Here is a 24,483-nt window from a genome sequence, read left to right as displayed (position 1 = left end):
TCTACATGGCCATCATGTCGCTCGACCCCACCGGCAAGGGCCAAGCCCGCTGGACCATGCGCTGGAAGACCGCACTCAACGCCTTCGACATCACCTTCGACGGCCGGCTCTCCGCAGCACGCCAGTAACTCCAACAACCTGAGTTACACCGCTCGTTTGACAGACCCGAGCGAGGCGGCTTCCTGACCCAGCACGCGCGCAGGATTGATGTGTACAGCGGCGCATACGCACGACGTCGAGGTGCGGGTGCGGGTCTGGGACACGGAGCCGGAGACGGGTAGCGGGCCCTGGGACAAGCAGGATGAGGCCGACTTCGAGTCGGCCACCGGGGATGTCGCGATCTGGTCGACGGTCCATGGCCGCTTGCCTGATCTGATCAGCTTGGGCGCCCCGGGTCGATGGCGGGTCCGGGTGAGCTGTTCGGGTCGGGCCGAGGCCAAGCGGGTGTCCGAGCAAGAAGGGGTCGCCTACGGCGTGGAGAAGTACGTCGTCGACTTCTGGCTCCAGCGTTGACGAAGCGTGCTCGCCCCAAAGGGTAATCCTTGGGGTGAAGTTCCCCCCGATGTCAGGACAGCTTGATACTGGGACGTATGGGTCCCGGAGGAAGCAGTCCAGGTAGTGAGTAAGAAGAGCAACACGAGCAAGCGGTACACGGCGGAGTTCAAGAAGGACGCCGTCGATCTCGTCCGTTCCTCCGGGCGGACGGTGACGGAGGTCGCGCGAGAGCTCGGGGTGAGTTCCGAGGGCCTGCGGGGCTGGGTCAGGCAGGCCGGGATCGATCGGGGCGAGGGGCCGGCCGGGGTGTTGACCACCGCTGAGCGGGAGGAGCTGGTCCGGCTGCGACGCAAGGTCCGCGAGCAGGAACAGACGATCGAGGTGCTGGGAAAAGCGACCGCCTTCTTCGCGCAGCAGAAGACGAAGTAGCCGCGCGCTACCGGTTCATCGACGCGGAGAAGGCATCCGAGGACAATCCCGGCGGCTACGGTGTGAGTCTGCTGTGCCGGGCGTTGAAGGTGGCGCGATCGGCGTATTACGTCTGGCTTGCCGCGCGGCCCGCCGCCGAGGTGCGCCAGGCGGCCGAGGACGAGCTCGCCGGGGAGATCCGGCAGATCCACGCCGATTCCCGTGGGGGAACTGGGGAGGCCCTCCCTGGCCCGGCAGCCTGCGGCAAGAGTGCTGTCGGAAGCATCGCGACCTATAGCCGGGTGAACCCCGGGAAGGGGAAGCGGGTCGGGTGGGCGTCGGAGGCGGCCGTAGTACTGCTTGAGCCGGACGGACAACACAACCGCCGGTGAGGGAAGGGCCGCTGCTTCGTCGATGCGTACTGCTGAAGTGGAGGGGCCCAGTGAGTGCCCGTGTGGCTAGTCCCGCCGTCGGGGGACATTCTCCCTCGGATCCGGTCCGTGCCCTGCAGCATGCGCTCTACCGGGCGGCCAAGGCCGATCCCGGACGGCGGTTCCACGCGCTGGGGGACAAGGTCCACCGCAGGGATGTCCTGGCGCGTGCGTGGTCAATGGTGCGTCGTAACAACGGCGCTCCGGGCATCGACGCGGTCGATCTCGGGCAGGTCGAGGAGTACGGGGTCGCCCGGCTTCTTGATGAATTGGCCGCGGAATTGAAGGACGGCAGGTGGCGGCCGCTCCCGGCGCGCCGGGTGTTCATTCCCAAGCCCGGCACGGCGGAGCAAAGGCCCTTGTCGATTCCTGCGGTCCGCGACCGCATCGTGCAGGCCGCACTGAAGATCGTGCTCGAGCCGGTCTTCGAAGCCGACATGCTGCCGTGTTCCTTCGGGTTCAGGCCCAGGCGCGGTGCGCACGATGCCCTCCAGGTCTTGATCGATGAGTCCTGGCGGGGACGGCGATGGGTCGTTGAGACGGACATCGCCAACTGCTTTGAGGCGATTGACCACGAGAAGTTGATGCAGGCGGTCGAGGAACGCGTCTGTGACCAGTCTGTCCTGAAGCTCTTGCGCGCGATGCTGTGGGCGGGAGTCATGGAAGGGCGGTCAGGTCCGCCGGCCGGTCACCGGTACTCCTCAGGGCGGGGTTGTCTCCCCGCTCCTGGCCAATGTCTTTCTGCACCGGATCGATCGGGCGTGGGAGACACGGCAGCACGGGGTGCTGGTCCGCTATGCCGACGATGGTGCGCCACGAACACAATGGGAGGTTTCGATGTAGACGAAATCTTCCGACGTGATGCTGCACTGGTGATGGAGGTAGGCCCTCCGGGACCGCCCATGCAGGGGGAGGTCTCAAACCGCCGTAGGTTGCTCCGGTGAATGAGCCGGGGTGATGAGCACTGCGGAAAAGGCGCACAAGATGCGTCAGGTGCGTGCCGAGAAGGCGAACGTGAGTGAACCACTGCTGAAGTGTCGTAAGCGTATGAGTGGTTGCCGAAACCGGGGTCCAGTTGTTGCCCCGGGACGAGTCTGGCGGGGTCCTGTATTCCTGGCCAGGTGGCGGCCCGGCATGAAGGTGGCGCGAGCTCGGTGATAGGCACCAGTGCGGAACGTGGGAACCCCTCGCCACGATGCTGCCGCCGGTCAGGTTGAAGTCCGGTTGCCGATAAGGGAGAACCCCAAACAGCTGAAACTGTGAGGGGCAGAGTACCGATGCGTGGCAGGGGGACGGACCGCCTCGTAGTAGTGATGAAGCTCCTGTAATGGGAGTGGAGCGAAGGGGGCGGGTTGCTCGGATCTTGTTTGGTGGTCAACCGGAGTTCCCGGGAGGAGCCAGGTGAACGGATCAAGGCCGCAGGTCATGGTCAAGTCGTTTTGCATTCCCAAGTCGATGGTGTGGGAGGCGTTTCAGAGGGTCAAAGCCAATCGGGGTGCACCTGGAGTGGACGGCGTCACGATCGAGCAGTTCGAGCAGCATCTTTCGAGGAATCTGTTCAAGCTGTGGAATCGGATGTCGTCCGGGTCGTACTTCCCTCCGGCGGTGAAGGCCGTCGAGATTCCCAAGGCGGGCGGGAAAGGTGTCCGTATGCTTGGGGTGCCTTCTGTTTCTGACCGGATCGCTCAGACGGCGGCCGCGATGTATCTGGAGAGGCGGGTGGAGCCCGTATTCCATCCGGACTCCTATGGCTACCGGCCCAGGCGGTCGGCGTTGGACGCGGTGGAGCAGTGTCGGCGGCGTTGTTGGCGCAGCGACTGGGTGGTCGATCTCGACATCCGGGCGTTCTTCGACAGCGTGGCCCATGAGTTGATGCTCAGGGCCGTCGAGCGGCATGTCGATGAGGACGGGAAGTGGGTATTGCTCTACGTCAAGCGGTGGCTTGTGGCTCCGCTGGCGAAGCCGGACGGCTCGGTGCAGCAACGGAAAATCGGGACTCCCCAGGGGTCGGCGATTTCTCCCGTGCTGGCGAATCTGTATCTGCACTACGCGTTCGATACGTGGCTTGCGCGGGAGTTCCCGCAGGTCACTTTCGAGCGGTACTGCGACGATGCGGTGATTCACTGCAAGAGCGAGGGCCAGGCCCGTCGTGTGCGGGATGCGCTCTCCGAGCGGTTGGCGCAGGTCGGTCTGGAATTACATCCGGACAAGACGCGCATCGTCTACTGCAGTGTGTCCCGAACGCGAAGGGAAGCTTTATGTAGGTAGAGCGACTTGATGCGGTGCTGTGCGGAAGATGAAGGAAGGCCCTTCGAAGTCGCCCTGCAGGGGGAGGCTTCAAACCGCCTCATGCTGCGTTGGATTGAAGACCGTCGTGGTGAGCGATGAGGAAAAGGCGTCGTATGAGACGTCAGGTAGGGATCAGGAAGACGAGCGCAAGCGAATCGTTGCTGACGTGTCGTAACACGAACAGCTGACATCAAAACCGGGATGTTGCAGTTATCCCGGGACAAGTCTGGCGGGTACCCGCTCATTGGCCAGGTGGTGTCCGGCATGTAGACGACGTGATCCTGATCTGCCGCTTCCGTACGGAACGGGAGAAGGCGTGCCCCGATGCCGTCAACCCTCGGGTGGGCGAAAGGGAGCGCCCCAAGTGGCAGAAACCACAAGGGGCTGAGTACTGAGTCGGGGTCCGCTGGCGGACCGGTTCGTAGTAGTGATGAAGCTCCTGTAATGGGAGTGGAGCCAAGGGGCCGGGCTGTCCGTGGCTGTTGTTCGTTCGATCAACCGGGCTGAGTGCCCGGGAGGAGTCGCGTGGACGAGTTGAAATCGTCAGGCAAGCCGTTTGAAATTTCGAAACGGGCTGTCTGGGAGGCATACAAGAAGGTCAAGGCCAACAAAGGGGCGCCGGGGGTCGACGGGGTATCGATCGAGGAGTTCGAGATGGATCTCAAGGGAAACCTGTACAAGATCTGGAACAGAATGTCCTCCGGTTCGTACTTCCCGCCCCCGGTGCAGGCGGTGGAGATCGCCAAGGCGCATGGTGGTGGCACCAGGATTCTCGGGGTGCCGACTGTGGGCGACCGGATTGCGCAAACGGTAGTGGCCCAGGTATTGGAGCAGAAGGTCGAGCCGATCTTCCGCGCCGCCGCCGACACTGCCTGCACCCGGCCCGGCCTGGACATGGACCGCATCAGCTTCACTGTCCTGCAGACCACCGCCGCCGACACCGTCACCACCGCGCGTGCTGTGACCGGGATTGTTCACCGTGGTCGGGAGACGGCTCACGGGACGAGCGCGGTCCGCAAGGCAACTGGTATTAATGGTGCATGCAAGAAGAGACCGCGCGGTCCGCGATCGACACGTTCATCTCCGCGTTCAACGCCTCGGACGACAGCTATGTGACTGCGCTGCTCTCCCAGGCCCTAACCTCGGACGTGGTCTTCTGGGGACCGTTGGGCCGCAGTGAGGGGATCGAGGCGGTCGAGCGGTTCGTGCTGGACATCCGGCGCCACCCCGCGGGGACCGGCACGATGGTGCGCTGTTCGGCGGTGGACATGCCGGACGAGTGGGCCCGGTACCAGTGGGTCTTCACGACGCCGGATGGAGGCCCCCGCCTGGCGGGAACGGACGTCGTCCATCTGCGGCGGAGCCTCATCGACCAGGTCATCGTCTTCGCGGGGGAGATCGAGCCGTCCGCCTCTTGAGCCATTCTCCTCTGGCGCCGTCCTTCTCCTGAACCGGCCCCGTTCGGGGCTCCGGGTCTGCCCAGCCGAGATCATCTTCACAACGCTTCGGTCATCCGCGCTTGGCCACGAGCGGGCCGATGATGTGCTGTGGCTGTGTAAGTTCGCGGTTGGTCAGGCTGCGGTGTTGAGGGGGCGTCCGCCCCAACGGATGCCCTTCTCGCTTTCGGATGCGGGCGCGTTCCTTGCGTTCGGCGGCCAGGACGTCGCGGTGGCGGGTGTTGGCGTTGCGCCAGCGTAGATAGGCGTGCAGGGCTCGTGTCTGTACGGGGTGGTTGGGGTGGTTGGAGTTGGCGATGGTGAACTGCCTCAGCGGTCCGAAGTGGGCCTCGATGGGGTTGGCCCAAGAGGCGTAGGTCGGGGTGAAGCACAGCTCGACCTTGTGCTTTGTAGCCCAGCGGCGGATGTCGGTGCCTTTGTGGGCGGATAGGTTGTCCAGGATTACGTAGATGGGGGCGCCGTCGGGCCGGGCGGCGCGGATCGACTTGAGCGCGGCCAGCGTGTTCGCGGCACCTTTCTTGCGGCGGTTGACGCCCCACAACATGTCGTCGCCGACCGAGTAGCAGCCGTGGAAGTACCGGACTCCATGGGTGCGGTGGTAGGTGGCCGGCACCCGGTCGGAGTGTTTTTGTTCGGCCCAGCCCGAGCCTGCGGTGGGCCGGATCCCGAGTGGGCCGAACTCGTCGAACGCGAAGACCCGGTCGGGGAAACGGTCCAGGACGTGCTCGATCCGGTCCAGCTTCGCCTCGCGGTCGGGGTCGGTGGATTCCTTCCAGGTCTTGGTGCGCTGGAAGGTGACTCCACGGCGGGCGAGCAGGCCGCGTAACGCCTCGCGGCCGATACGGATCACTCGGCCGTGGACTGTGCGCAGGTAGGCGACGAGTTTGCGTAGCGACCAGCGAGTGAAAGGCTGGCCGAGCTTGGTGGGGCGGGTGGTGGCCGTCTGGACGACGAAGCCTCGTCGTCATCGCTGAGCAGGCGGGGACGGCCTCCCGCCCACCGAGGGTCCAGGCAGGCCAGGCCGATCTCGTTGAACCGGTGGATCACATCGCGCACGGTGTCCTCGTCGGCCGCCACCAGCAGGGCGATCACCGGCACCCGATTCCCGCCGGCCGAGGCCAGCAGCATCATCGCGCGCCGATAGCGCACCGAGTTGGTGCTGCCCCGGCGCACGATCTGCTGCAGCCGCTGCCCCTCCTGGTCGGTCAGTCTGCGCACGCGGACAGGCTCGGCCACCGCGCCTCCAACGGTCGGATCGGACGTCACCGCACATCCAACCGCCACGACGACCAACCCGGCGAACCTATGCGGTCACAGCAGGCGCGGGCGGTGCCGACGGACACCTGGAGTTCGGCGGCCAACGGAGCGAGGGTGTCGTGCTGGCGCAGGTGCGCCAGAGCGATCAACGCCCCAAATGCGGCTGCCGGTTTGCGCTGCTGCTACTCCTTGAGGGTTGTTGGATCAAGTGAGCCTTTTCGACGTTGCCTCAAGGGTGAGGACAGTGGCGGCGATGGCTGTCATGCGGTTCGGGCTGCAGCGGCCTCTGCGGAAGATCCGCCAGGACTTCAGGCGGGCGATGCCTCGTTCGGCCAGCAGCGCGAGCATGGGAGAGTGTGCGGGTGAGGGTTTGCTGAGTCGGTGAGAGTTCACCGCCTGGTGGTCGGCGGATCGGGGTGGTGGCCCACGGCCCTGCGCCGATGTAGGCACGGTCGGCGACGATCACCTGGGGGCGAGCGTGATGGTCAGGGTGACCGCGTTGTGGACGTGGAGCTGGTCGGCTCCGTTCTGCTGTGCGATCGATCGGGCGTCGGTGGTGAGCTGCGCGTAGATGCGGGGTGCGGGGTCCTCGTCGAGGGCGAGGGCGAGCGGGCGGGCGATCTCCCGGGCGATCCATCCGAGGAAGAAGCCATGGTGCTGGACCTGGATGGCGTTCGGGTCGGCCTCATTGCCGGGCACGCGGACGAGGTCGAGGAGGGTGTCGGCCGGCAGCTGCGCGAGGTAGAAGTCGTTGCCGCTATGGCGGACGCCGCGCAGGGGGCAGGTAAAGGTTCCGCTACCGCTGAGGATCGCGGCCTGGGTGGCGCGGGGGCTACGGCGTTCGGTGCTGCGGATGAGGAGGCGGGCGGTCTCGGGGTCAGTGAGCGTGGTGATCTCGTCGGTGGTGAGCTGGCTGAGCCAGTCGAGGAACTGCCGGAAAGTCGGCTTCGGGTAAGGGCAGTTGTCGGCGAGGGCGGTCGCGGTGACGCGGTTGTGGATGCCGATGCTGGAGGCGTAGCAGGCGGCGGGGCTGCCGACCCCGTATTTGATCATGGCGGGGAGCGCGCCCAGGTGGCCCTCGGCGGGGACGCCGCGCCGGAGTTCGAGAAGCTGCAGCAGCGCGGAGACGACCCAGGCGAGGTCCTGGACGATGATCTTGTCGATCGCGCTGGTCGTCGTGGTGATGTCGGGGGTGAGCAGGTTGCCGTGGTGCGTCTCGCGGAGGTCGGCTGCCGGAAGGCCGGCGATCCAGTCGGTGGCCAAAGGTATGAGCGCGGGGGCTGCGACTTTCTTCTGGCGGATGCCGCGCTGAACTTCGTGCACGTCGGCGGCGAGGGTCAGGATGAGACGTTGCAGGTGGGGCCAGTGCTCGTCGGTGAGCAGCTCGGGGCGTAAATCGAGGACGGTCCTCGCGATGGCCCGCGCGAGGCGCTGGTCGATAATGCCGAGCGAGCGATACAGGTCGAGAAGCGCCATGTAGGCGGCGTGATCTTTCCCCGGCTTCGGAGGACTGATTTCTGTTGCGGGGTTTCCGAACGCCTCCTGCTTCATCCCCTTCGTGAACTGGCAGACGAAGTCCTTCTTGGCCAGGAAGCGACGAACCTGGAACTTCCCGTCATAGCGCTCCTTGCGAAGCAGGAAGGCGTTTCGCTTCTCTCCCTCCTTCTTCTTCAGGGCCGGGATCTCTGTCTCGCACCAGACGCCAACCATCACGTGCGAGTCGCTGCCGGCGAAGTCGTCTTCGAGGGATTTGAACTCCACGGTCCGGTTGATGTCGTCGCCGTGTGACAGGAAGCGCTCAGCTTTGCGGAAGACCACGCTGATGCCGGGAGTGAGGAAGACCTCCTCGCCTGGCTCCGGATCACCGATAGGCCGGCTGTCCGGGAAGGCCAGGGACAGCGCGTTGATCATCCGCAGACGGGTGCTGTGCCGGTACCACAGGCATACGATCCGCGAGGGCTTCCCGTTGATGTACCACTGGCGGGTCCTGCCGCTCCCCGGGCAGTCGCTCCCCGAGGAACTGGCCGACGTGGAGAAGGCTGTCACCTACTGGGGAGGCGGATCGCAGGTGCGCCGTCGGATCGAGGCTGTCCGAGATTCCTCGGCGAGCATCGCACTGTTCCTGGAGTACATCCCGCAGAACCTGCACGACTGGCTGGGCGTCCAGGTCAAAGCCGATGACGAGGCGGCCGAGAGGGCCTGCGCCATGGTCGTGCGGCAACTGCAGGCGGGGACCTCGTTCATGAACGCCCGAGGTCCCCTGCACTTCGATGCCCACTTCTGAGTTTCATAGGGGCTGTGGAACCACCGGGATACTGCGCCGGGGCCAGAAACGTCGGCGCGGCGGCCTCACCCACCAGGAGCGGGGCAACAACGAGGTGGAGTTCGTCGGCCAGGTTCTGTGCCAGGAGCTGGGTGTGGATCGTGCCGCCGCCTTCCACCAGGAGCCTTTCCACCCCGCGCCGGCCGAGTTCGTCGAGGAGGAGCGGCCAGTCGAGAGCGGGTCCTGTACTGACGATGCCGGCGAGGGCGTCCAGGGTGCGGCGGGCCCGGGGCAGTGCGCCGTCCACCGTGAAGACGAGCTTCTCGCCTCCGCAGTGCCAGAACGCCAGCTTCGCGTTCAACTCGGCGGCCCCGGTGACCGTGACTTTCAGCGGATGCTCCGGCTTGCCCGATGCGATGCGCCGGGCGCACCGTTCGGCGCTCGTCACCAGCAGGCGCGGGTTGTCCCTGCGCAAGGTGGTGGCGCCGACGAGGATGGCGTCCGCCGCGGCGCGTTTACGTATGTGGCCCGGCCCCGGTGATCCTCTGTTAGCAGGGGAATTCCCGCGATCCTAGACGATCAAGTTGCGGGTCATGAAGGGCCGGCAGGTCAGGCCTGTGGCAAGGAGGAGTGCGGCGAGGAGCAGCCAGCCGGGGAGGCCCAGGGCCAGCGGGAGCGCGCTCATGACTGCTGGTGATGCTCCCTCTGCCAGTCCGTGGCCCAGGCCGAAGACTCCGGCGTACTGGCCTTGCGCGTCGGCGGGGGCAAGGCCGAAGGAGTACTCGGCCGAGGCGGCGGTGTGCCAGATCTCGCCGAGGGTGTAGGCGATCGTTCCTGCCGCGAGGAGGAGGATGGCCGGCCCGCTCGGGGGCTTCTCGGCCAGCGCCATCAGGACGAGGCCCGCGGCGAGCGCCATGCCCGCCCAGCGCATCGCGTGTCCCGCGGACCGTACGTCGCCGATGCTCCGGCTGAAACGGACCTGGAAGACGACCACCAGGATCGTGTTGAGGACGAGCATCGCGGAGATCGTCCACCGGGGGGCCGAGGTGTGGTCCGCGATCCACAGCGGGAGCAGGAAGGTGGGCACCGTGAAGTGCAGGGACATCACCGCGTTGATCGCCGTTGCGGTCAGGTAGGTGCGATCGCGCAGGGCGGCCCAGCCGCGGCTCGGGCTGCCGCCGTCGTCGACGGTGAAGGGCGGCAGCCAGAAGAGGATCAGACCGGAGACCAGGTACGTCAGGGACCGGCCGATCATGACGGTGAGGAAGGCCTCCCTGGTGTCCAGTTGGATGGCGAAGCCCGCTGCCACGGCGCCGAGTGCGATCGCGAGGTTGCCCACCGACCGCAGATAGCCGCGGAAGACGGCGGGCGTGGGCCCGCCGAAGCCGCGGACGAGCGGGGCCAGGGTGGCCCAGCTCGCCGCGATCACCGCGCCGGACAGCAGGGAGACCAGGAAGTAGGCCCAGAAGGTGTGCACCAGCAGCAGCCCGGTGTTCACCACGGTCCCGCAGGCCGCGACCGCCATCTGGACCCGCTTCGCCCCCCAGCGGTCCGCCGAGCGGCCGACGTACACCCCTGCGCCGAGACCCGCCATGGCCCCGGCGAACAGACCGGCGGCGACCTGGGAGGCGGGCAGACCGACGATCCGCGTGAAGAAGAGCGCACCTGCCGCGACGGACAGCCCCGTACCGAAGCTGTGCACGAAGGACGTCAAGGCGACCACGCGCTGGCCCCTGCCGACCGGCAGCAGGGCAGTCATCACCGCCACAAGGTGTCTCCGAAATCGGCGTCGGGCCGCCAGTCCCGCTGGAAGTCCCGCCTTCCCCTGGTGGTCAGGCCGTCGGGGAGCACCCACAGGCGCTCGTCGAACCACCGCCTGACCTCCTCGAAGCGCCCGGTGAGCTGCTCGACCGACTCCGCCACGACCATGACCTGTCCGACCCGCTGGCTGGTGTGGACCGCACCGGCCGCGAAGTGCGTGCCGACGGGGTGCTCGATCCGGGCGAACCGCACCTGCTCCAGTGCCACCAGCTCTTCCGGCGTCGGGCAGCCGAGCAGCGTCCCCGCACGCCCCGGCAGGTAGCAGCCCCCGAAGACGTCCGGGCTGACCTTGGCATCGATCTCGGGGCGGCGCCCGAGCGCGATCTGGACGGCGCACTCGGCGATGTTCACCCCGAACTTCGCCTGGACCTGCTCATGGACCAGCGCGCCCCCGCGACGGGCGGCGCACTCGCCGAACGTCAGCGTGCCCGAAGGACCGTCGTGGAAGAGCTCCATGTGGAACGACCCGTCCCGCAGGCCGAGCGCCTCGAGCGCGGGCCCCACCAGGCCCCGCGCCTTCTCGTAGACCCGGCTCTCCTCGCTCGGGTCGAAGTGCCTCAGCCACAGGGGCCGCCCGCTCTCGATGGCGGTGAGGCAGGGATCCCCGTAGGCGCCCACGGCGAGGAAGAGCAACTCGCCCTCGAAGACAATGCCGTCGACGAACCACTCATCACCTACGACGTGCTCCTCCAGGACGAAGGTGCGCTGTCCTGTCCTGTTCCTGCGGTACTCCTCGCTCCGCGCCCGGAGCTCCTCGATGCTCTTGACCGACGTGGTGAGGGCCGTGGCGGCACCGGCCACCGGCTTCAGCACGGCGGGCGCGAAGGGCAGTTCCGGAAGGCCGGAGACCGAGAAGACGTCGTCGATCACCACGCACCGTGCGGCGGGCAGCCCGGCCCCGTGCACCGCGGCCTTCTGAAGGGACTTGTCCCGGAAACGTACCGCCGTCTCCGGATCGAGCCCCGGCACACCCAGCTGACGGGCCACCATGCCCGCCGTCACCATGGAGTACTCGTCAGAGGTGTGTACGGCGTCGAAGTCACCGGCGCCGAGACCGGCCCGGCGCAGCCCCATCAGCACGGCCTCGACACTGGACTGGTCGTCGACCCTGAGAACGGTGAGCTCGGGCGGGACGCTCATGAGCCCGTCGTCCCAACTGCTCGCGCCACAGACGACTACGGCGTCCACGCCCAGCCGGACGCACGCATCCAGGGTGTACCGGTCCAGACCCACGATCAGCAGGCGCGGTCGGATCTCAGCCATGGTTGTTCCTCCTGTCGTGCGTGCGTCCCCAGTCCTCCAGGGCGGCACGGTCCAACTTTCCGTTCGGCGTCAGCGGCAGGGCGTCGACCACCACCGCTCGGGCGGGCACCAGGTACTCGGGGAGCGCCGCGGCCAGCGCCGGGCGCACGGCGAGCGGATCCGCAGACTCGACCGCGGCCGCACTGCCCGGCCGCATCGTGTAGGCCAGCACCATCGACTGGCAGCCGCCGTCCGCCTCGCGGACCGGGACCGCGGCGCAGTTGAGGACGCCCGGCACCGAGCGGCCCGCGTGCTCCACCTCGGCGGGTTCGACGCGGTACCCCCGGACCTTCAACTGCCGGTCCTTGCGGCCGAGGTAGCGCAGCAGGCCTTCGCCGTCCACGCGCCCCTGGTCCCCGGTCCCGTACACCCGGGAGGGAACGCCGTCGATCGTGACGGTACGGAACCTCTCCGCGGTCAGCTCGTCCTGCCCCAGGTAGCCTGCGGCCAGCGCCTCGCCCGCCACGCAGATCTCGCCCTCCTGGCCGGGGAGGCACACCTTGTCGTCGGCCATCACGTGGATCCGTGTTCCCGGCGCGGCCGTTCCGAGCGGAACGCCCTCGGGCTCGTCGCAGTCCTGCGGGCGGACCCGGTGGGCGGAGACGAACATGCAGCACTCGACGGGTCCGTAGCAGTTCACCAGTGGGGTCTCCGGATGGGCCAGGACGAACCTGGCCGCGTGGGCCCGGGACATCGCCTCGCCGCTGACGAAGACCGTCCGCAGGCCGGCGAAGCAGCCCGGATCCACATCGACGAACAGGTTGAACAGGGCAGTTGGCAGATGCACCGCGTTCGCGCCGTCCTCGCCGACGGCCCTGCGCAGGGACTCCGGAAGGAACATCCGGTCGCCCTGGAGGAGGCAGGTCCCGCCCGCCACCAGGGTTCCCCACACCTCCAGGGCGTACATGTCCCAGGCCGCGTTCGACACCTGCGGCATGACGTGGTCGGCGCCGAAGGACACCGGCCCCTCCCCGCGGAACAGCCGCAGCGCCGCCCGGTGCGGCAGGACCACCGCCTTGGGCACACCGGTGGTTCCCGAGGTGAAGATGACCATCGCGGGCGAGGCGCCGTCGGCGCCCCGCTCCACGGGCGCGGCCGCCCGGTCGGCGGACTCCCGCAGCGACTCATCGGGCGGGGTCCAGACGGGGAATCCGTACGCCGACGAATCCGCGACGGCCAGTGGCGCCCGCAGCCGCCCGACCAGCGATTCCAGCCGCTGGGCGGGCCAGTCCGGATCGAGTACGGAGTACGCCGCCCCGCACTTCAGCAGCGCGAGCTGGGCGACGGCCAGGCGCGCCGACCGGGGGAGGACGACGGGGACCAGGCTCCCGGGGCCGATGCCGTGGCCGGAGAGGCCCGAGGCGAAGTGGTCGGCCGCCCGGTCGAGGGTGCGGTAGCTGATGGCCACGCCGCCCTCGACCAGCGCCGGATGATCCGGCCTCTCCCGTGCCCGACGGGCCACCGCCGCATGCAGGGTGCTGTCCACTCAGGCCCCCTTGGGCGGCAGGACGGCGAATGGACAACGCAGCAGGGACAGCGCGAGGTCCTGGACGCCGAAGACGGTGAAGTGGTGTTCCTGGGGTGCGGCCGTCTCATCGAGCCGCACCTTGAAGACGACGCTCCGGCCGGGCTCGACCCGGTGCACCGGCGGGGACACGGTGGCGGCAAGCCCCCAGGGGACGAACACGCCCACCTGCACGGGCCCCGGCCGCGACGACGCGACCGTGACCTCGATCCGGAGCGCCGCTCCGGCGCACACCGTCGCATCCGTGCGCGCACCGAGCCGTGCCCCGCCCTCCATCGCGTAGCCGACCGGACCGCAGCTCAGACACACGTGCGCGGTCGTGAGGGGGACCCGGGCGGTGAACCCCCGGCGCGGATACTCCCAGGCGGTCCGCCCGCACAGCACGCACGGCGTAGTCGTCGCGTCCGACGGCGAGACCGTGCTCCGGTCGCCGAAGAAGCGGGGGAACTCCGCGAGCCCGTCGTCGGGGCGCTCAGCTATCCGTACGGCCATCGCCCGATCCAGCGAGCGAGCCTCTTCCGTCAGCGAGTTGAGGAACCTCGCCCGCTCCTCCCCCAGCCCCATGACCGGCCGGACGGCCGTCGTCTCGATCCGTTCCGCCAGCCGCTCGAACGGTGCCCGCAAGGGGTGCGCGGCGGGCAGCATGCCGGTCATGAGAAAGCCACGAGCCCGCGAGCCGAGATCACGCACGAGCCCCGCCGATGTGTCCCGGCCCGGCGCCGGCTGTCCGGCATCGCGATAGGCCGAACTCCCCAACCCCACCTGGATGAACGAGGGGTAGGGATGCATGCTCTCCAGGCTCGCGTTCAACACCCGGGCAGTACTCCCCCCACTCCCCACCGAGTCCAGCCAGACGAGGTTCTCCACACGGGCCGACTGGTGCATGGACAGCCCGGCGACCACCGCCTGGGCTGGGCCGTCGACGCCGTTCAGGAGCAGTTGGTAGCGGGGGGCGTAGGAGGCGAGATCCGCCAGGGCGCCGCTGTCACAGCCGCTGAGTACGAGCTCCGCGGTGCGGACCCGGTGCGCGGGGATCAGCTTGTCCTCGGGCTTGTAGCAGCCCCGCCCGTACGAGCAGGTGGGGCCGGGCCGTTCGGGGCCGGCGACCGGGCTGAGCCCGCACACGGTGTGGGCGCCGAGGTTGATGCTGTCCTCGGTGCCGTGACCGCTGACCATCACGCGCTGCCAGACCCGCTCCTCCGCGATGCGGCCGAGCTTCACGCCGCCCAGCGACCGCGAGTCGTAGTACGTCGCCGAAGTGGCCACCGGCTGGATGTCGAGATCAGTGAAAAGACCCGTCCCGCCCTCGCCGGCCACGTCCCCGTACTGCTTGGCGATCATCCAGGTGATCGAGTGGAGGTCGCGGCCCGTCAGCAGGAAGACGTCCCTGCCCCGCCGGTAGGCGTCCACCAGGACCGGCCCGATGACCTCCATGCGCAGGTCCTCGTAGCGGCCGAGGACGATCAACGAGCCATCGCCCAGGGGCGGTTCCCCGTCCGTCCACTGCCCGGCCAGCGGGCGGGCGAACGCCCGGACCGCCTCCGGTACGTCCCCCAGGACCACGCCCGCCGCACACACGGGCGGCTCCCGCAGAGCGGCGTAGAGCCCCTCCGCGAGGCCGAGCGAAGCCTTGAGGTCGACGCGCTCGCCGATCCACACCGGCACGGCGGTCTCGCGCTCGCCCCGCACCCAAGCCGCCTGGAACTCGGTGACCGAGGCCTCGAAGTCCGCGGCGCCGAACACCGTACGGAACACGCTGCGCACGCCCGTCACCCCGCCGCCCCGATCTTCATGATCGCGGCGGCAAGGGCGTCGACCGTACGGTGCTCGAAGATCGCCCGGAGGGAAAGGTCGCACCCGACCTCGTCCCCGATCCTCGACGCGGCGCGCACCGCCCCCAGCGAATGGCCGCCGAGTTCGAAGAAGTCCTGATCGGGCTCGACCCGCTCAAGCCCCAGAACGTCCTCCCAGACCCCCGTGATGTGCCCGACCAACTCCGGACGCGAGAACTGGTCCTTCTCGATGACGCTCACCCCGGCAGGAAGGTGAAGTCCTCGCCGACTTCACGGGAGAGGACGAAGAACTTCTTGGCGCGCTCGGCGATGTCGAGCAGCTCCGGATCGCCGGACTCCCGGGTGATGTCGATGAGCCAGTCCCAGGAAGCCCCGATCGGCACTTCCTCGGTGAAGTGGATCCGGCCCAGCAGGAAGGCGATGTCCTTGATGTTGTGCCGGGAGACCACGGTGCTCAGGGCGCGCAGCCGCTCCGGCAACTCCGGGGAGAACGGCTTGCGCTCCACCGGCGTGGGCCGCAGACCGGGCTCGTACGACTCGGGCCGGGCAAAGATGTCGGACGGCTTGAAGCCGGGCCCCGCCGCGAAATCAAGACAGAGCGACCAACGGCTGCGCGAGGACATGTTCATGCCCGCATGGATCTGGGCGGCGTCCAGGAACCACACCTCGCCCTTGCGCATGTGGAAGACCATGTCTTCGTCGGAGTTGACCGCGTGCTCGTTGTCCTCCAGGAAAAGAATCACCCGGAAGAACTCCTGCACATCACCGGCCTCGATGAAGTCCCGGTGCGGAATGATCGAGAACTCGACGACGTTGCGCCCGCGCACCATCGTCATGCGCTCCGGATTGAACCGGCTGGTCAGCACCTCACGCAGATATGGCACCTCGTCGAGGAGCGCGGTGGCCTGCCCGGGGCGCTGCTCGTGCCCGTACCAGAAACCGTCGTGCTGGTCTCCGGAGGCGTTCCACAGGTTGAGGTTCAGCCAGGTGCCCGTGGTGAAGACCTGGTACGGCTCCTGCGGAACCGACATGGTCGAGAGCCGGGCGATGTCCTTGGCGAGGCGCTCGTCGTCGAACGGAATGCGGCCGAGTATCGCAGAGGCCATGGGTGGGACGTGTCCTTCCTGGCGAATGTCGTACGAATGCTGTGCGGGGGGTGCCTCTACGTTCTTCGTCAAAGCGGTGCTGCCGCATTTGTGCTGTGTGTCTTGGTTATGCGGCGAGGGTGATGGTGGGGGTTCGGGACTCGTAGAAGGTGCCGTCTCGGAGCATGGCGAACAGGACGCTGGTGCGTTGGCGGGCGAGGCGGAGGAGGGCCTGCGTGTGGGTTTTGCCGCGGGCGCGTTGCTTGTCGTAGTAGGCGCGGGAGGCGGGATCGGCGTTCATGCAGGCGAAGGCGGAGAGGAACATGGCGCGTTTGAGCTGCCGGTTTCCGCCTCGGGGTGCGTGCTCGCGGTGGATCGATGTGCCGGAGGATTTCGTGGTGGGGGCGAGGCCGGCGTAGGAAGCGAGGTGGGCGGCGGTGGGGAAGTTGGTGCCGTCGCCGACGGTGACCAGCAGGACTGCGGCGGTCCTGACTCCGACGCCGGGCATCGACGTCAGGACCGGGGAAAGAGGGTGAGCCTCCAGGAGGGTGTTGATCTGGGCTTCCAGGGCCCGGCGCTGTTCCTGGACGGCCGCGAGCGAGCGGGCCAGGGAGGGCACAACGATGTCGAGGGTGCCGGTCCCTGGCACGACGACGGTCTGCTCGTCGAGTGCGTCGAAGGCGTCGTCGATCAGCCGGGTGGCCATGCGTGGGGCCTTGGGCCGGATGAGTTCGACGAGGCGGCGGCGTCCGGCCTTTCGTAGTGCGGCCGGGGATCCGTGGCGTTCGAGAAGCCAGGTGACGGCCTGGTGGTCGAGACGGGGGCCCAGGACGCGTTCGAGGCTGGGGTGGAACTGGGTGAGCAGGCCGCGTATCCGGTTGGATGTGCGGGTGGCCTCGGCGGCGAGGTCCTGATCGAAGCTCACCAGGACGGTCAGTTCGGCGGTGATCTCGTCGGTCAGTTCCAGCGAGCGAAGGGTGTGCGGCAGGGTGCGGGCCGCGTCCGCGATCACCGCCGCGTCACGCGCGTCGGTCTTCGCCTCGCCCGGATACAGGTCGGCGATCCGGCGCATCGCCAGGCCGGGCAGGTAGGCGACTTTGCAGCCCGCGTCCCGGGCCACGGCCAGCGGGAGGGCGCCGATGGAGGCGGGCTGGTCCACGATCACCAGAATGGTGCCGAACTTCGCGGTCAGTTTCTCGAACACGGCCCGCAGCTTCGGCTCGCTGTTGGGCAGCTGCTTGTCGAAGACCTTCTTCCCGGCCGGGGTGAGTCCATGGCCGTGGTGAGCACTCTTACCGACGTCCAGGCCGAGGAACACGCCCACGTCTTCGGTGTCGAACATCGCACCTCTCCATACGAGTTGACGGTACCGGCCTCGGCAGTGGTGTCGTACGCGCGCATCCACGTTATGCAGACCTGCTGCCCGCGAGCTGTCCGGCATTGCGCCGGACCGGGCAGTGGTCGGACCTCTCATCAGCGTCTCCGACGGCACCTCCCGGGCCCGGTGACACCACCCCCCGGGTCATCCGTTCGACAGGGGGACACAGTCATGCCGGGCCCGGAGGCCAGCGGCCCTCTTGCAGGACCGCGAAAAACATAACGGGGGATCAGAGCTCGAAACCCGCAGGGAAGGGGTCGTCGGGAGACAGGAAGTACTGTGCGGTGCCGGTGATCCAGGCCCGTCCGGTGACCGTCGGCACGACGGCGCTGCGGCCCGCGACGGTCGTCTCCTCGACGAGGCGGCCGGTGAACTTCGAGCCGATGAAGGACTCGTTGACGAAATCCGCGCCGATTTCCAGCTCGCCGCGGGCGTGCAGCTGCGCCATCCTCGCGCTGGTGCCGGTGCCGCACGGTGAGCGGTCGAACCATCCGGGGTAGATGGACATGGCGTGGCGTGAGTGCGCCGCGTCGGACCCCGGCGCGGCGAAGTACACGTGCCGAACGCCCCGGATCCGGGAATCCTCGGGGTGCACCGGCTCATCGGCGGCGTTGATCGCCTGCATGGTGGCCAGCCCCGCGGCCGTGATCTGTTCCTTGGCCTTCCGGTCGAACGGCATCCCGTAGTCGTCGAGTTGCACAATCGCGTAGAAGTTGCCGCCGTAGGCCAGGTCGTAGCGGACGGAGCCGAACCCCGGGACCTCGAGCTCGGCGTCCAGCCTCTCGGAGAACGCCGGCACGTTCCGGAAGGTGACGTGCCGTGCGACCCCGTCCGATACCGCCACATCGACGACGACCAGACCGGCCGGGGTCTCCAGGCGCACCGTCGTGACCGGCTCGGTCACGGTGACCATGCCCGTCTCCACTAGAACGGTCGCGACTCCGATCGTGCCGTGCCCGCACATCGGAAGATAGCCGGACACCTCGATGAACAGCACACCCCAGTCCGCGTCGGGCCGGGTCGGCGGCTGGAGAATTGCTCCGCTCATCGACGCGTGGCCCCTGGGCTCGGTCACCAGCAGGGTCCTGATGTGGTCGAGGTTCTCGCGGAAGTGGATCCGGCGTTCCGCCATCGTCGCTCCGGGGATCACCCCGATCCCCCCAGTGATCACACGGGTGGGCATGCCTTCGGTGTGGGAGTCCACCGCATGGAAGATTCGATTGGTGCGCACGTCATCCCTCTCGGCTCTGGTCAAGGTCGTCGTCGGACAGGTGGATCGTCCCGGTCATGTACGGTCTGGCAGCGCCGGACAGGGCGACCCGGTCGCCGTCGAGGCCGCAGTCGAGGCTGATCGTGAGGGTCCGGCCCAGCCGCGGCGAGAACTGGTGGGCGCGCATCCGGGACTTCCCCAGCCACTGCGCCCAGTACGGGACGAGCGCGCAGTGCGCCGACCCGGTGATCGGGTCTTCCGGGATGGACAGCTTCGGCCCGAAGAACCGCGAGCAGAAGTCCGCTTCGGCACCCGGCGCGGTGATGACCACGCCACGCAGGTCCAGCGCGGCGAGTGCGACGAGGTCCGGCACCACCGAGCGGACCTGTGCCTCACTGTCGTAGACCGCGACATAGTCCATGGACCGGTAGACGGCTGAGGGCGCAACCGCGCCCAGCCCCCGCAGCAGGTCCACCGGCGGTTCCACCGGAGAGAATTCGAGGGCGGGGAACGTCAGGCCGAACATGTCCCCGTGCCGGGCGACCACGAGCGGTCCACTGGCCGAGTGGAAAGTCACCTCGTCCCAGCCCGGCTCCAGATGCGTCAGTACGACGTATGCCGCGCCCAACGTAGCGTGTCCGCACAGGTCCACCTCGGTGGCCGGGGTGAACCAGCGCAGGTCGTAGGCGTCCCCGTTCCTGACGATGAAGGCCGTTTCCGGAAGGTTGTTCTCCAGGGCGATGGCCTGCATGACGGGCTCGGGAAGCCATGCTTCGAGCGGGCAGACGGCCGCCGGGTTCCCCCACAGAACACGGTCGGTGAAGGCGTCGACCTGGAAGATCGGAATACTGATCAGGCTCACACGCCCAACTTCCGCTTGGCCTCGGCGAAGAAGGGGATGTGCTGGTAGTCCTTCGCCTTCTCGTCGTAGTCGGTGTACTGGTTGGTGAATCGCAGCAGCCGCTCCTGGACCTGTTCCGCGGGTTCGCTGTGGATGTGCCGTTCGATCGCCTGGATCTCGCCCAGGAATTCGGCGAGCACGGCCGGCAGACCCGGGCGGAGGTGGATCAGGCCGTTGTGCAGCCGGATGCCGTCCGCGGCGATCAGGTAGTTGAAAAGCAACTGGGACGCGACCGCGTCGTAGTTGGGCCTGGGTATCCCCTCGACCGCATAGCGGAGCAGCCGTTCGGAGAGGACGTACTCATACGTGAGTCGCGCGCCGCGCTCGGGCAGCGCGGAGTCATGGAGGCAGGCGAGCATCGCGGACACGTCGACCCGCAGTTCCTCCAGTCCGGCCAGTGGCTTCAGCTTCTTCACCGGGAGGAAGTCGGGAATCGGCATGTCGCCCTGCCGGTGGTGGTATTCGTGCAGCCGTACCCACCAGGACGACGCCTGCGCGATGTCTTCCGGCCCTGCGGCTTCGACCAGCGGGAACGATCCCTCCGCCATGACGTTATGCACCAGAAGCCGGGTCAGGCGCAGATGCCGTTCGACGAACTTGTCGATGAAATAGAAGACCAGGTCCCCGTTCTCCTGGCGGCCGTCGATGTGGTTCTCGGGGAAGAGCGCCACGACGGGCCGGGCCTCGAAGCCTTTCGACATCCGCTCGATCGTCACCGGCATGGTCGGGCTGGGGTATCTGGCGTCCAGATGCGTGTCGGTGGGCGACGTCCGGTAGGACAGGAAGTCCAGGGACAGCGTCGGGAAGTAGGACGCGTCGAACAGCGAGAAGATGTGGTTGTCCACCCGAGTGTTGATGTGTGCCTTGGTCCGAAGCAGCCGGGGATCCTCGGCAAACGTCAGGGCGTCCTCGGCGAACACCTGGACGATGGGCACCTTCCGGAGCACGGGCGATGTGAGCAGTCCCTGGGCCAGGCGCTTGAGGGACGCTTCGTCCCGCCGTTCGTCGCGCCGAACCGAGCCGCGCAGTACGTTGACCGCGTCAATGACGTCGTTCACTGGCTCTGTGCGTCCTTCCCCTGGATCAGCCCGCGCATATCTGATCGGCGAAGTCGTCGAGCGCACCGGCCCAGTGGGCCGCGTAATCCGTGGCGAGCAGCATCAACTCTTCGGCGTCCTCTTCGCTCTCGACCAGGGCGGTCATGCCCGTCTCCTCGTCGCTGACCGACTTGGCATGACTCGTCTCGGCTTTGATGTGCGCGTCGATCCACACCAGGGCGTCGGACGCCGCGAAGAGCTTCTGCCCGTCGACCCGCACCTTGCCGTACATGCGCCGGAACGCGACGGCGATGTCCAACGCCGTGGCCTCCACGACCCGTAGCTGTACCGCCGCACCCAATCGGTGATCGGCCAGTGACTCCATCGCCCGCAGCAGCTTGGCGACGCCCGCCGGCAGTTCCCGCGTCACTCCCTCGCCGGCCGCTTCCGCCAGCGGCCCGACGATCGAGTCCGCCCACCACAGGTAGTGGATCCCTGCCGATCCAAGGGGCGCCACCGCACTGAAGCCGTCGGCCAGGTTGTCCAGGTCGTCGCCGATTACGCGGTAGGCCGTCTGGAAGGCCGCCAGCGCCTCCCGCCCCGGAGCCTCCTGGGACGCGAAGTGCCGCGCCGCCGCGCCCAGCCCCGAGATCGTCGTGAACATGAAGGTCTTGGTCATCACCTCCCACTGCCGTGCCACGGCCAGCGCGTCCGCAACCGCGACCGCGTCAACAGCCCCCGCTGCCGCGAAGAACCGGTTCGCCGGTCTTACCAACCCCGCCGCTTGCACCACCGCGGTCACCCGCTCGTCAAGCTGTTCACCAATAGGCACGACACGCCCCCTCAGCAGTAAAATTTCACATGTCACAGGCTATGCACCACTCAGGCGGACCGTCAACGGCTTTCGGGAAAGCTGCGGACAGCCCCAATCCCCTTCGCCACGACCGGACTTCGGCGAAGCGGCCGACGGTCACCCCTTGCTGATCCGCACCGTGTACCCGCCCCCGCCGCCCGCGAGGACCTCGATGCGGGTGCCGTATCGGGATCGGTGAAGGTCTGGCCCGGCCTGTACGCGGCCAGTCCAGCTGGGTGCAGCCTTCCGGCGGGGCGGCGGCCGGGTCCGGGTTCACGATCCTCACCGGCCCCTCACCGGCCCCTCGCCGGTCCGGGCCGCCGAGTCGACTCGGTAGATCAGGACGCCCATGGAACAGGCGGCCTCGTAGTTGCCCTCGGCGCGGCGTGACTCGGCAACGTACGCGGTCGTCTCACCGGTGCGCAGTACGGCGATCTTGGTGCCGCCCCGTCGTTCCACCGGAGTCAGCCGGACCGTGCGCTGCCCCCCCGTGCGGGCAGACAGGACTGCTCGCGCAGGTGCTGTGGTTACGGGCCGTAGCGCCCCACCGGCAGAGACAGCTGAATCAACCCCCAGTCAGCATCGCTGAGTTCACGTCGCGCCAGGCAGACGTTCCACCAGCCCGGAGGCCACACCGACCGCGAACCGACAGCATTGATCATGCTCCAGACGGGGCCTGGTGGAGTCAAGGCCGTCACCGGGCGGCGAGCGGTTGCCAAGGGCTTCGCGCTGTAACCGCTGACTGAATACCCACGTGTGGAAAGTGTGATCTTGCCCGGATTCACGCGGTCCACGGCTGGCAAGTCCGTGCCATGGCAAGGACTTGCCTTCATCAGGCCTTCACGTCGGAGATACCGGCCGATAGACCCACGGCATGTTCTCTCCCTCACTGTCTTCCGCCTTCCGGCGCAGACGCTGGCAGCTGCTCTCGGCCGCCACCGCGGTGCCGCTGCTGGCGTCGGGGCTAGCAGTTCTGCAAGCGCCCGCACAAGCCGCTCCGAGCAAACCCACCGTTCCCGCCAAGCCCTCGGCGACCCACACGGTCACCCTGGTCACCGGCGACATCGTCACGGTCACCACGATGGCCGACGGCAAGCAGACCGCCGACGTCGACCGGCCGGACAGCGCCGTCGGCGGCGTGAAGATCCAGGAGATCAAGGGTGACCTGTTCGTCATCCCGGACGAGGCTGTGCCGCTGCTGGGCACGGACAAGCTGGACCGGCGGCTGTTCAACGTCACCGACCTGATCGAGATGGGCTACGACGACGCGAAGTCGGCCGCGGTGCCGCTGATCGCGGCGTACGCCCAGCCGAAGTCTCGCTCGACCGTCGAGCCGACGGCACCCCGCGGCAGCAAGCTGACCCGCAAGCTCAAGGGCATCCACGGTGCCGCACTCAGTACCGAGAAGCGGCAGGCCCGCACCTTCTGGACCACCGTCGCGCCGCAGGGCAGCGCGAAGTTGGGCGCGGGTGTGACGAAGCTGTGGCTCGACGGTCGCGTGAAGGTCAACCTGAAGGAGAGCGTGCCGCTGATCGGCGCGCCCGAGGCCTGGGCGGCCGGGTACACCGGCAAGGGCGTCAAGGTCGCGGTGCTCGACACCGGCATCGACGTCAACCACCCCGACCTCGCCGGCCTGATCGACGGCACGACCAGCTTCGTGCCAGGTGAGGGCGTCACCGACGTCAACGGGCACGGCACGCATGTGGCCAGCACGATCGTCGGCTCCGGTGCCGCCTCCGGCGGCGACTACAAGGGCGTCGCCCCCGGAGCCGACCTGTTCGTCGGCAAGGTGCTCGGCGGCGCGGAGGGCTACGGCCAGGACTCCTGGGTCATGGCCGGCATGCAGTGGGCCGCCGAATCCGGTGCGGACGTCGTCAACATGAGCCTCGGCGACTCCTACCCGACGGACGGCAGCGACCCGATGTCGCAGACGGTCGACGCGCTGTCCGAGCAGTACGGCACTCTGTTCGTCATCGCCGCCGGTAACGCGGGCCCGGAGAGCATCTCCGCCCCGGGCGCGGCCGCCTCGGCGCTGACCGTGGCCGCCACGGACAAGCAGGACCGGCTCGCGTCCTTCTCCAGCACCGGCCCGCTGGCCAACTCCGGCGGCATGAAGCCGGACATCGCGGCGCCCGGCGTGGACATCACCGCGGCCCGCTCGCAGGAGATGACCGACGGTGGTGAGGGACTCTACCGCACCCTCAGCGGTACCTCGATGGCCACCCCGCACGTGGTCGGCGCGGCGGCGATCCTGGCCCAGCAGCACCCCGACTGGACCGGCGCTCAGCTCAAGGAACACCTGATGAGCACCGCGAAGGGCCTGGACGACGGGTACTCGCCGTACGAGGTCGGCACCGGCCGTGTCGACGTGGCCGCCGCCGTGCGCACCACGGTCCGCGGTACCGGATCGCTCTTCTTCGGCAACTACATGTGGCCGCACGAGCCGAGCGACGTCGCCGTCACGAAGGACCTGAGCTTCACCAACACCGGTTCCGCCGACGTCACGCTGAACCTGGCGCTGACCGACGGCGGCGGCCCGTTCGCGCTGGGCGCCACCAAGGTGACCGTCCCGGCGGGCGGCACCGCCGCCGTCCAGGTGACCGGTGACCCGCAAACCGCCTCGGCGGGCCGACACGTCGGCTACGTGACAGCCACCGACGCGGCCACCGGGAAGCCGGTGACCCGCACGTCCGTGGCACTGCTCAAGGAGGAGGAGCGCTACGACCTGAACATCAAGCTGGTCGGCCGGGACGGCAAGCCCGCCGCCGGCTGGGTCACGATCAACCTGGCCGGCGACGTCTGGCCGTGGACGGTCCACGTCGACGGTTCGACCACCATGCGCATGGCACCCGGCCTGTACACCGTCGCGGGGTACATCGACATGGGCGTTTCCCCTTGATCGTGGACACCCTGATCATTGGATCGTGATGATCCATAGGACAGGAGTTCCCGTTGGGGACGTCGAAGTACTCGCCTGA

General features: G+C 68.0%; 20 protein-coding genes and 4 pseudogenes. 8 read left to right on the top strand and 16 right to left on the bottom strand.

What is annotated here, in order from left to right; genetic code table 11:
- Window positions 1-207: 207 nt before the first annotated feature.
- The 6 genes and pseudogenes from ACFVX4_RS38600 (at window position 208) to ACFVX4_RS38575 (ending at window position 5,041) form a co-directional block, all read left to right on the top strand.
- Entirely contained in the window at window positions 208-513 is a 306-nt protein-coding gene (locus tag ACFVX4_RS38600; RefSeq protein ID WP_389987163.1) for a hypothetical protein, read from the top strand.
- Window positions 514-618: 105 nt separating this feature from the next.
- Complete coding sequence (locus ACFVX4_RS38595) at window positions 619-924, top strand: transposase (RefSeq protein ID WP_331737113.1); 306 nt, start codon at window positions 619-621, stop codon at window positions 922-924.
- A 589-nt stretch (window positions 925-1,513) separates the two neighbouring features.
- A pseudogene (locus ACFVX4_RS38590) lies at window positions 1,514-2,177 on the top strand (reverse transcriptase domain-containing protein).
- Window positions 2,178-2,735: 558 nt separating this feature from the next.
- Entirely contained in the window at window positions 2,736-3,602 is an 867-nt protein-coding gene (gene ltrA, locus ACFVX4_RS38585) for a group II intron reverse transcriptase/maturase (RefSeq protein ID WP_389987160.1), read from the top strand.
- A gap of 546 nt (window positions 3,603-4,148) precedes the next feature.
- Window positions 4,149-4,739: a hypothetical protein gene (locus ACFVX4_RS38580; protein WP_389987157.1), complete on the top strand. Its 591-nt coding sequence runs from the start codon at window positions 4,149-4,151 to the stop codon at window positions 4,737-4,739.
- Entirely contained in the window at window positions 4,664-5,041 is a 378-nt protein-coding gene (locus tag ACFVX4_RS38575) for a nuclear transport factor 2 family protein (RefSeq protein WP_024757633.1), read from the top strand. Before ACFVX4_RS38580 ends, ACFVX4_RS38575 begins: the two co-directional genes overlap by 76 nt.
- A 153-nt stretch (window positions 5,042-5,194) precedes the next feature.
- On the opposite strand, the pseudogene ACFVX4_RS38570 reads toward ACFVX4_RS38575, so the two are convergent.
- The 3 genes and pseudogenes from ACFVX4_RS38570 to ACFVX4_RS38560 form a co-directional block, all read right to left on the bottom strand.
- Window positions 5,195-6,316: pseudogene (locus ACFVX4_RS38570) on the bottom strand (IS630 family transposase).
- Between the two features lie 225 nt (window positions 6,317-6,541).
- Window positions 6,542-6,800, bottom strand: a pseudogene (locus ACFVX4_RS38565) (transposase family protein); the annotation flags it as partial.
- Complete coding sequence (locus tag ACFVX4_RS38560) at window positions 6,800-8,248, bottom strand: hypothetical protein (protein WP_389987154.1); 1,449 nt, start codon at window positions 8,246-8,248, stop codon at window positions 6,800-6,802. The gene ACFVX4_RS38560 and the pseudogene ACFVX4_RS38565, both read right to left, overlap by 1 nt.
- 43 nt (window positions 8,249-8,291) lie before the next feature.
- On the opposite strand from ACFVX4_RS38560, the pseudogene ACFVX4_RS38555 reads away from it, so the two are divergent.
- Window positions 8,292-8,618: pseudogene (locus ACFVX4_RS38555) on the top strand (protein kinase family protein); the annotation flags it as partial.
- On the opposite strand, the gene ACFVX4_RS38550 reads toward ACFVX4_RS38555, so the two are convergent.
- From ACFVX4_RS38550 to ACFVX4_RS38490, 13 genes are all read right to left on the bottom strand, one after another.
- Window positions 8,578-9,123: a RibD family protein gene (locus tag ACFVX4_RS38550; RefSeq protein WP_389987169.1), complete on the bottom strand. Its 546-nt coding sequence runs from the start codon at window positions 9,121-9,123 to the stop codon at window positions 8,578-8,580. The pseudogene ACFVX4_RS38555 and the gene ACFVX4_RS38550 overlap by 41 nt on opposite strands.
- Window positions 9,124-9,171: 48 nt before the next feature.
- Window positions 9,172-10,359 (bottom strand): MFS transporter, encoded by a 1,188-nt coding sequence (locus ACFVX4_RS38545; protein WP_389987166.1) that lies wholly within the window; start codon window positions 10,357-10,359, stop codon window positions 9,172-9,174.
- Window positions 10,359-11,684, bottom strand: coding sequence for an acetyl-CoA carboxylase biotin carboxylase subunit family protein (locus ACFVX4_RS38540; protein WP_389987151.1), 1,326 nt, complete (start codon window positions 11,682-11,684; stop codon window positions 10,359-10,361). The genes ACFVX4_RS38545 and ACFVX4_RS38540 overlap by 1 nt, the downstream gene beginning before the upstream one ends.
- Window positions 11,677-13,209: an AMP-binding protein gene (locus ACFVX4_RS38535; protein ID WP_389987148.1), complete on the bottom strand. Its 1,533-nt coding sequence runs from the start codon at window positions 13,207-13,209 to the stop codon at window positions 11,677-11,679. The genes ACFVX4_RS38540 and ACFVX4_RS38535 overlap by 8 nt, the downstream gene beginning before the upstream one ends.
- Complete coding sequence (locus ACFVX4_RS38530; protein ID WP_389987145.1) at window positions 13,210-15,012, bottom strand: hypothetical protein; 1,803 nt, start codon at window positions 15,010-15,012, stop codon at window positions 13,210-13,212.
- Between the two features lie 5 nt (window positions 15,013-15,017).
- Window positions 15,018-15,281, bottom strand: a complete 264-nt coding sequence (locus ACFVX4_RS38525; protein WP_389987142.1) for a phosphopantetheine-binding protein — start codon at window positions 15,279-15,281, stop codon at window positions 15,018-15,020.
- Window positions 15,278-16,147, bottom strand: coding sequence for an aspartyl/asparaginyl beta-hydroxylase domain-containing protein (locus ACFVX4_RS38520; protein WP_389987139.1), 870 nt, complete (start codon window positions 16,145-16,147; stop codon window positions 15,278-15,280). Before ACFVX4_RS38520 ends, ACFVX4_RS38525 begins: the two co-directional genes overlap by 4 nt.
- Window positions 16,148-16,253: 106 nt before the next feature.
- Complete coding sequence (locus ACFVX4_RS38515) at window positions 16,254-17,468, bottom strand: IS110 family transposase (protein WP_389987136.1); 1,215 nt, start codon at window positions 17,466-17,468, stop codon at window positions 16,254-16,256.
- 265 nt (window positions 17,469-17,733) lie between these two features.
- A complete protein-coding gene (locus ACFVX4_RS38510; protein WP_389987133.1) occupies window positions 17,734-18,735 on the bottom strand; it encodes a proline racemase family protein in 1,002 nt (333 codons plus the stop codon).
- 1 nt (window position 18,736) lies between these two features.
- Window positions 18,737-19,576, bottom strand: a complete 840-nt coding sequence (locus ACFVX4_RS38505; RefSeq protein WP_389987130.1) for a PhzF family phenazine biosynthesis protein — start codon at window positions 19,574-19,576, stop codon at window positions 18,737-18,739.
- On the bottom strand, window positions 19,573-20,673 hold the full coding sequence (locus ACFVX4_RS38500; protein WP_389987127.1) for a DUF6421 family protein: 1,101 nt from the start codon (window positions 20,671-20,673) through the stop codon (window positions 19,573-19,575). The genes ACFVX4_RS38505 and ACFVX4_RS38500 overlap by 4 nt, the downstream gene beginning before the upstream one ends.
- A 25-nt stretch (window positions 20,674-20,698) precedes the next feature.
- Entirely contained in the window at window positions 20,699-21,484 is a 786-nt protein-coding gene (locus ACFVX4_RS38495) for a DUF6202 family protein (protein WP_389987124.1), read from the bottom strand.
- Between the two features lie 303 nt (window positions 21,485-21,787).
- A complete protein-coding gene (locus tag ACFVX4_RS38490) occupies window positions 21,788-21,964 on the bottom strand; it encodes a hypothetical protein (RefSeq protein WP_389987121.1) in 177 nt (58 codons plus the stop codon).
- A gap of 415 nt (window positions 21,965-22,379) precedes the next feature.
- On the opposite strand from ACFVX4_RS38490, the gene ACFVX4_RS38485 reads away from it, so the two are divergent.
- Window positions 22,380-24,404: a S8 family serine peptidase gene (locus ACFVX4_RS38485; RefSeq protein ID WP_389987118.1), complete on the top strand. Its 2,025-nt coding sequence runs from the start codon at window positions 22,380-22,382 to the stop codon at window positions 24,402-24,404.
- Window positions 24,405-24,483 lie beyond the last annotated feature (79 nt).

The organism is Streptomyces sp. NPDC058240, from assembly GCF_042882135.1.
In the GTDB taxonomy this organism is placed as follows: domain Bacteria; phylum Actinomycetota; class Actinomycetes; order Streptomycetales; family Streptomycetaceae; genus Streptomyces.
The sequence above is the reverse complement of the archived record's forward strand: the minus strand, read 5'-3'. Positions and strand labels throughout refer to the sequence as shown.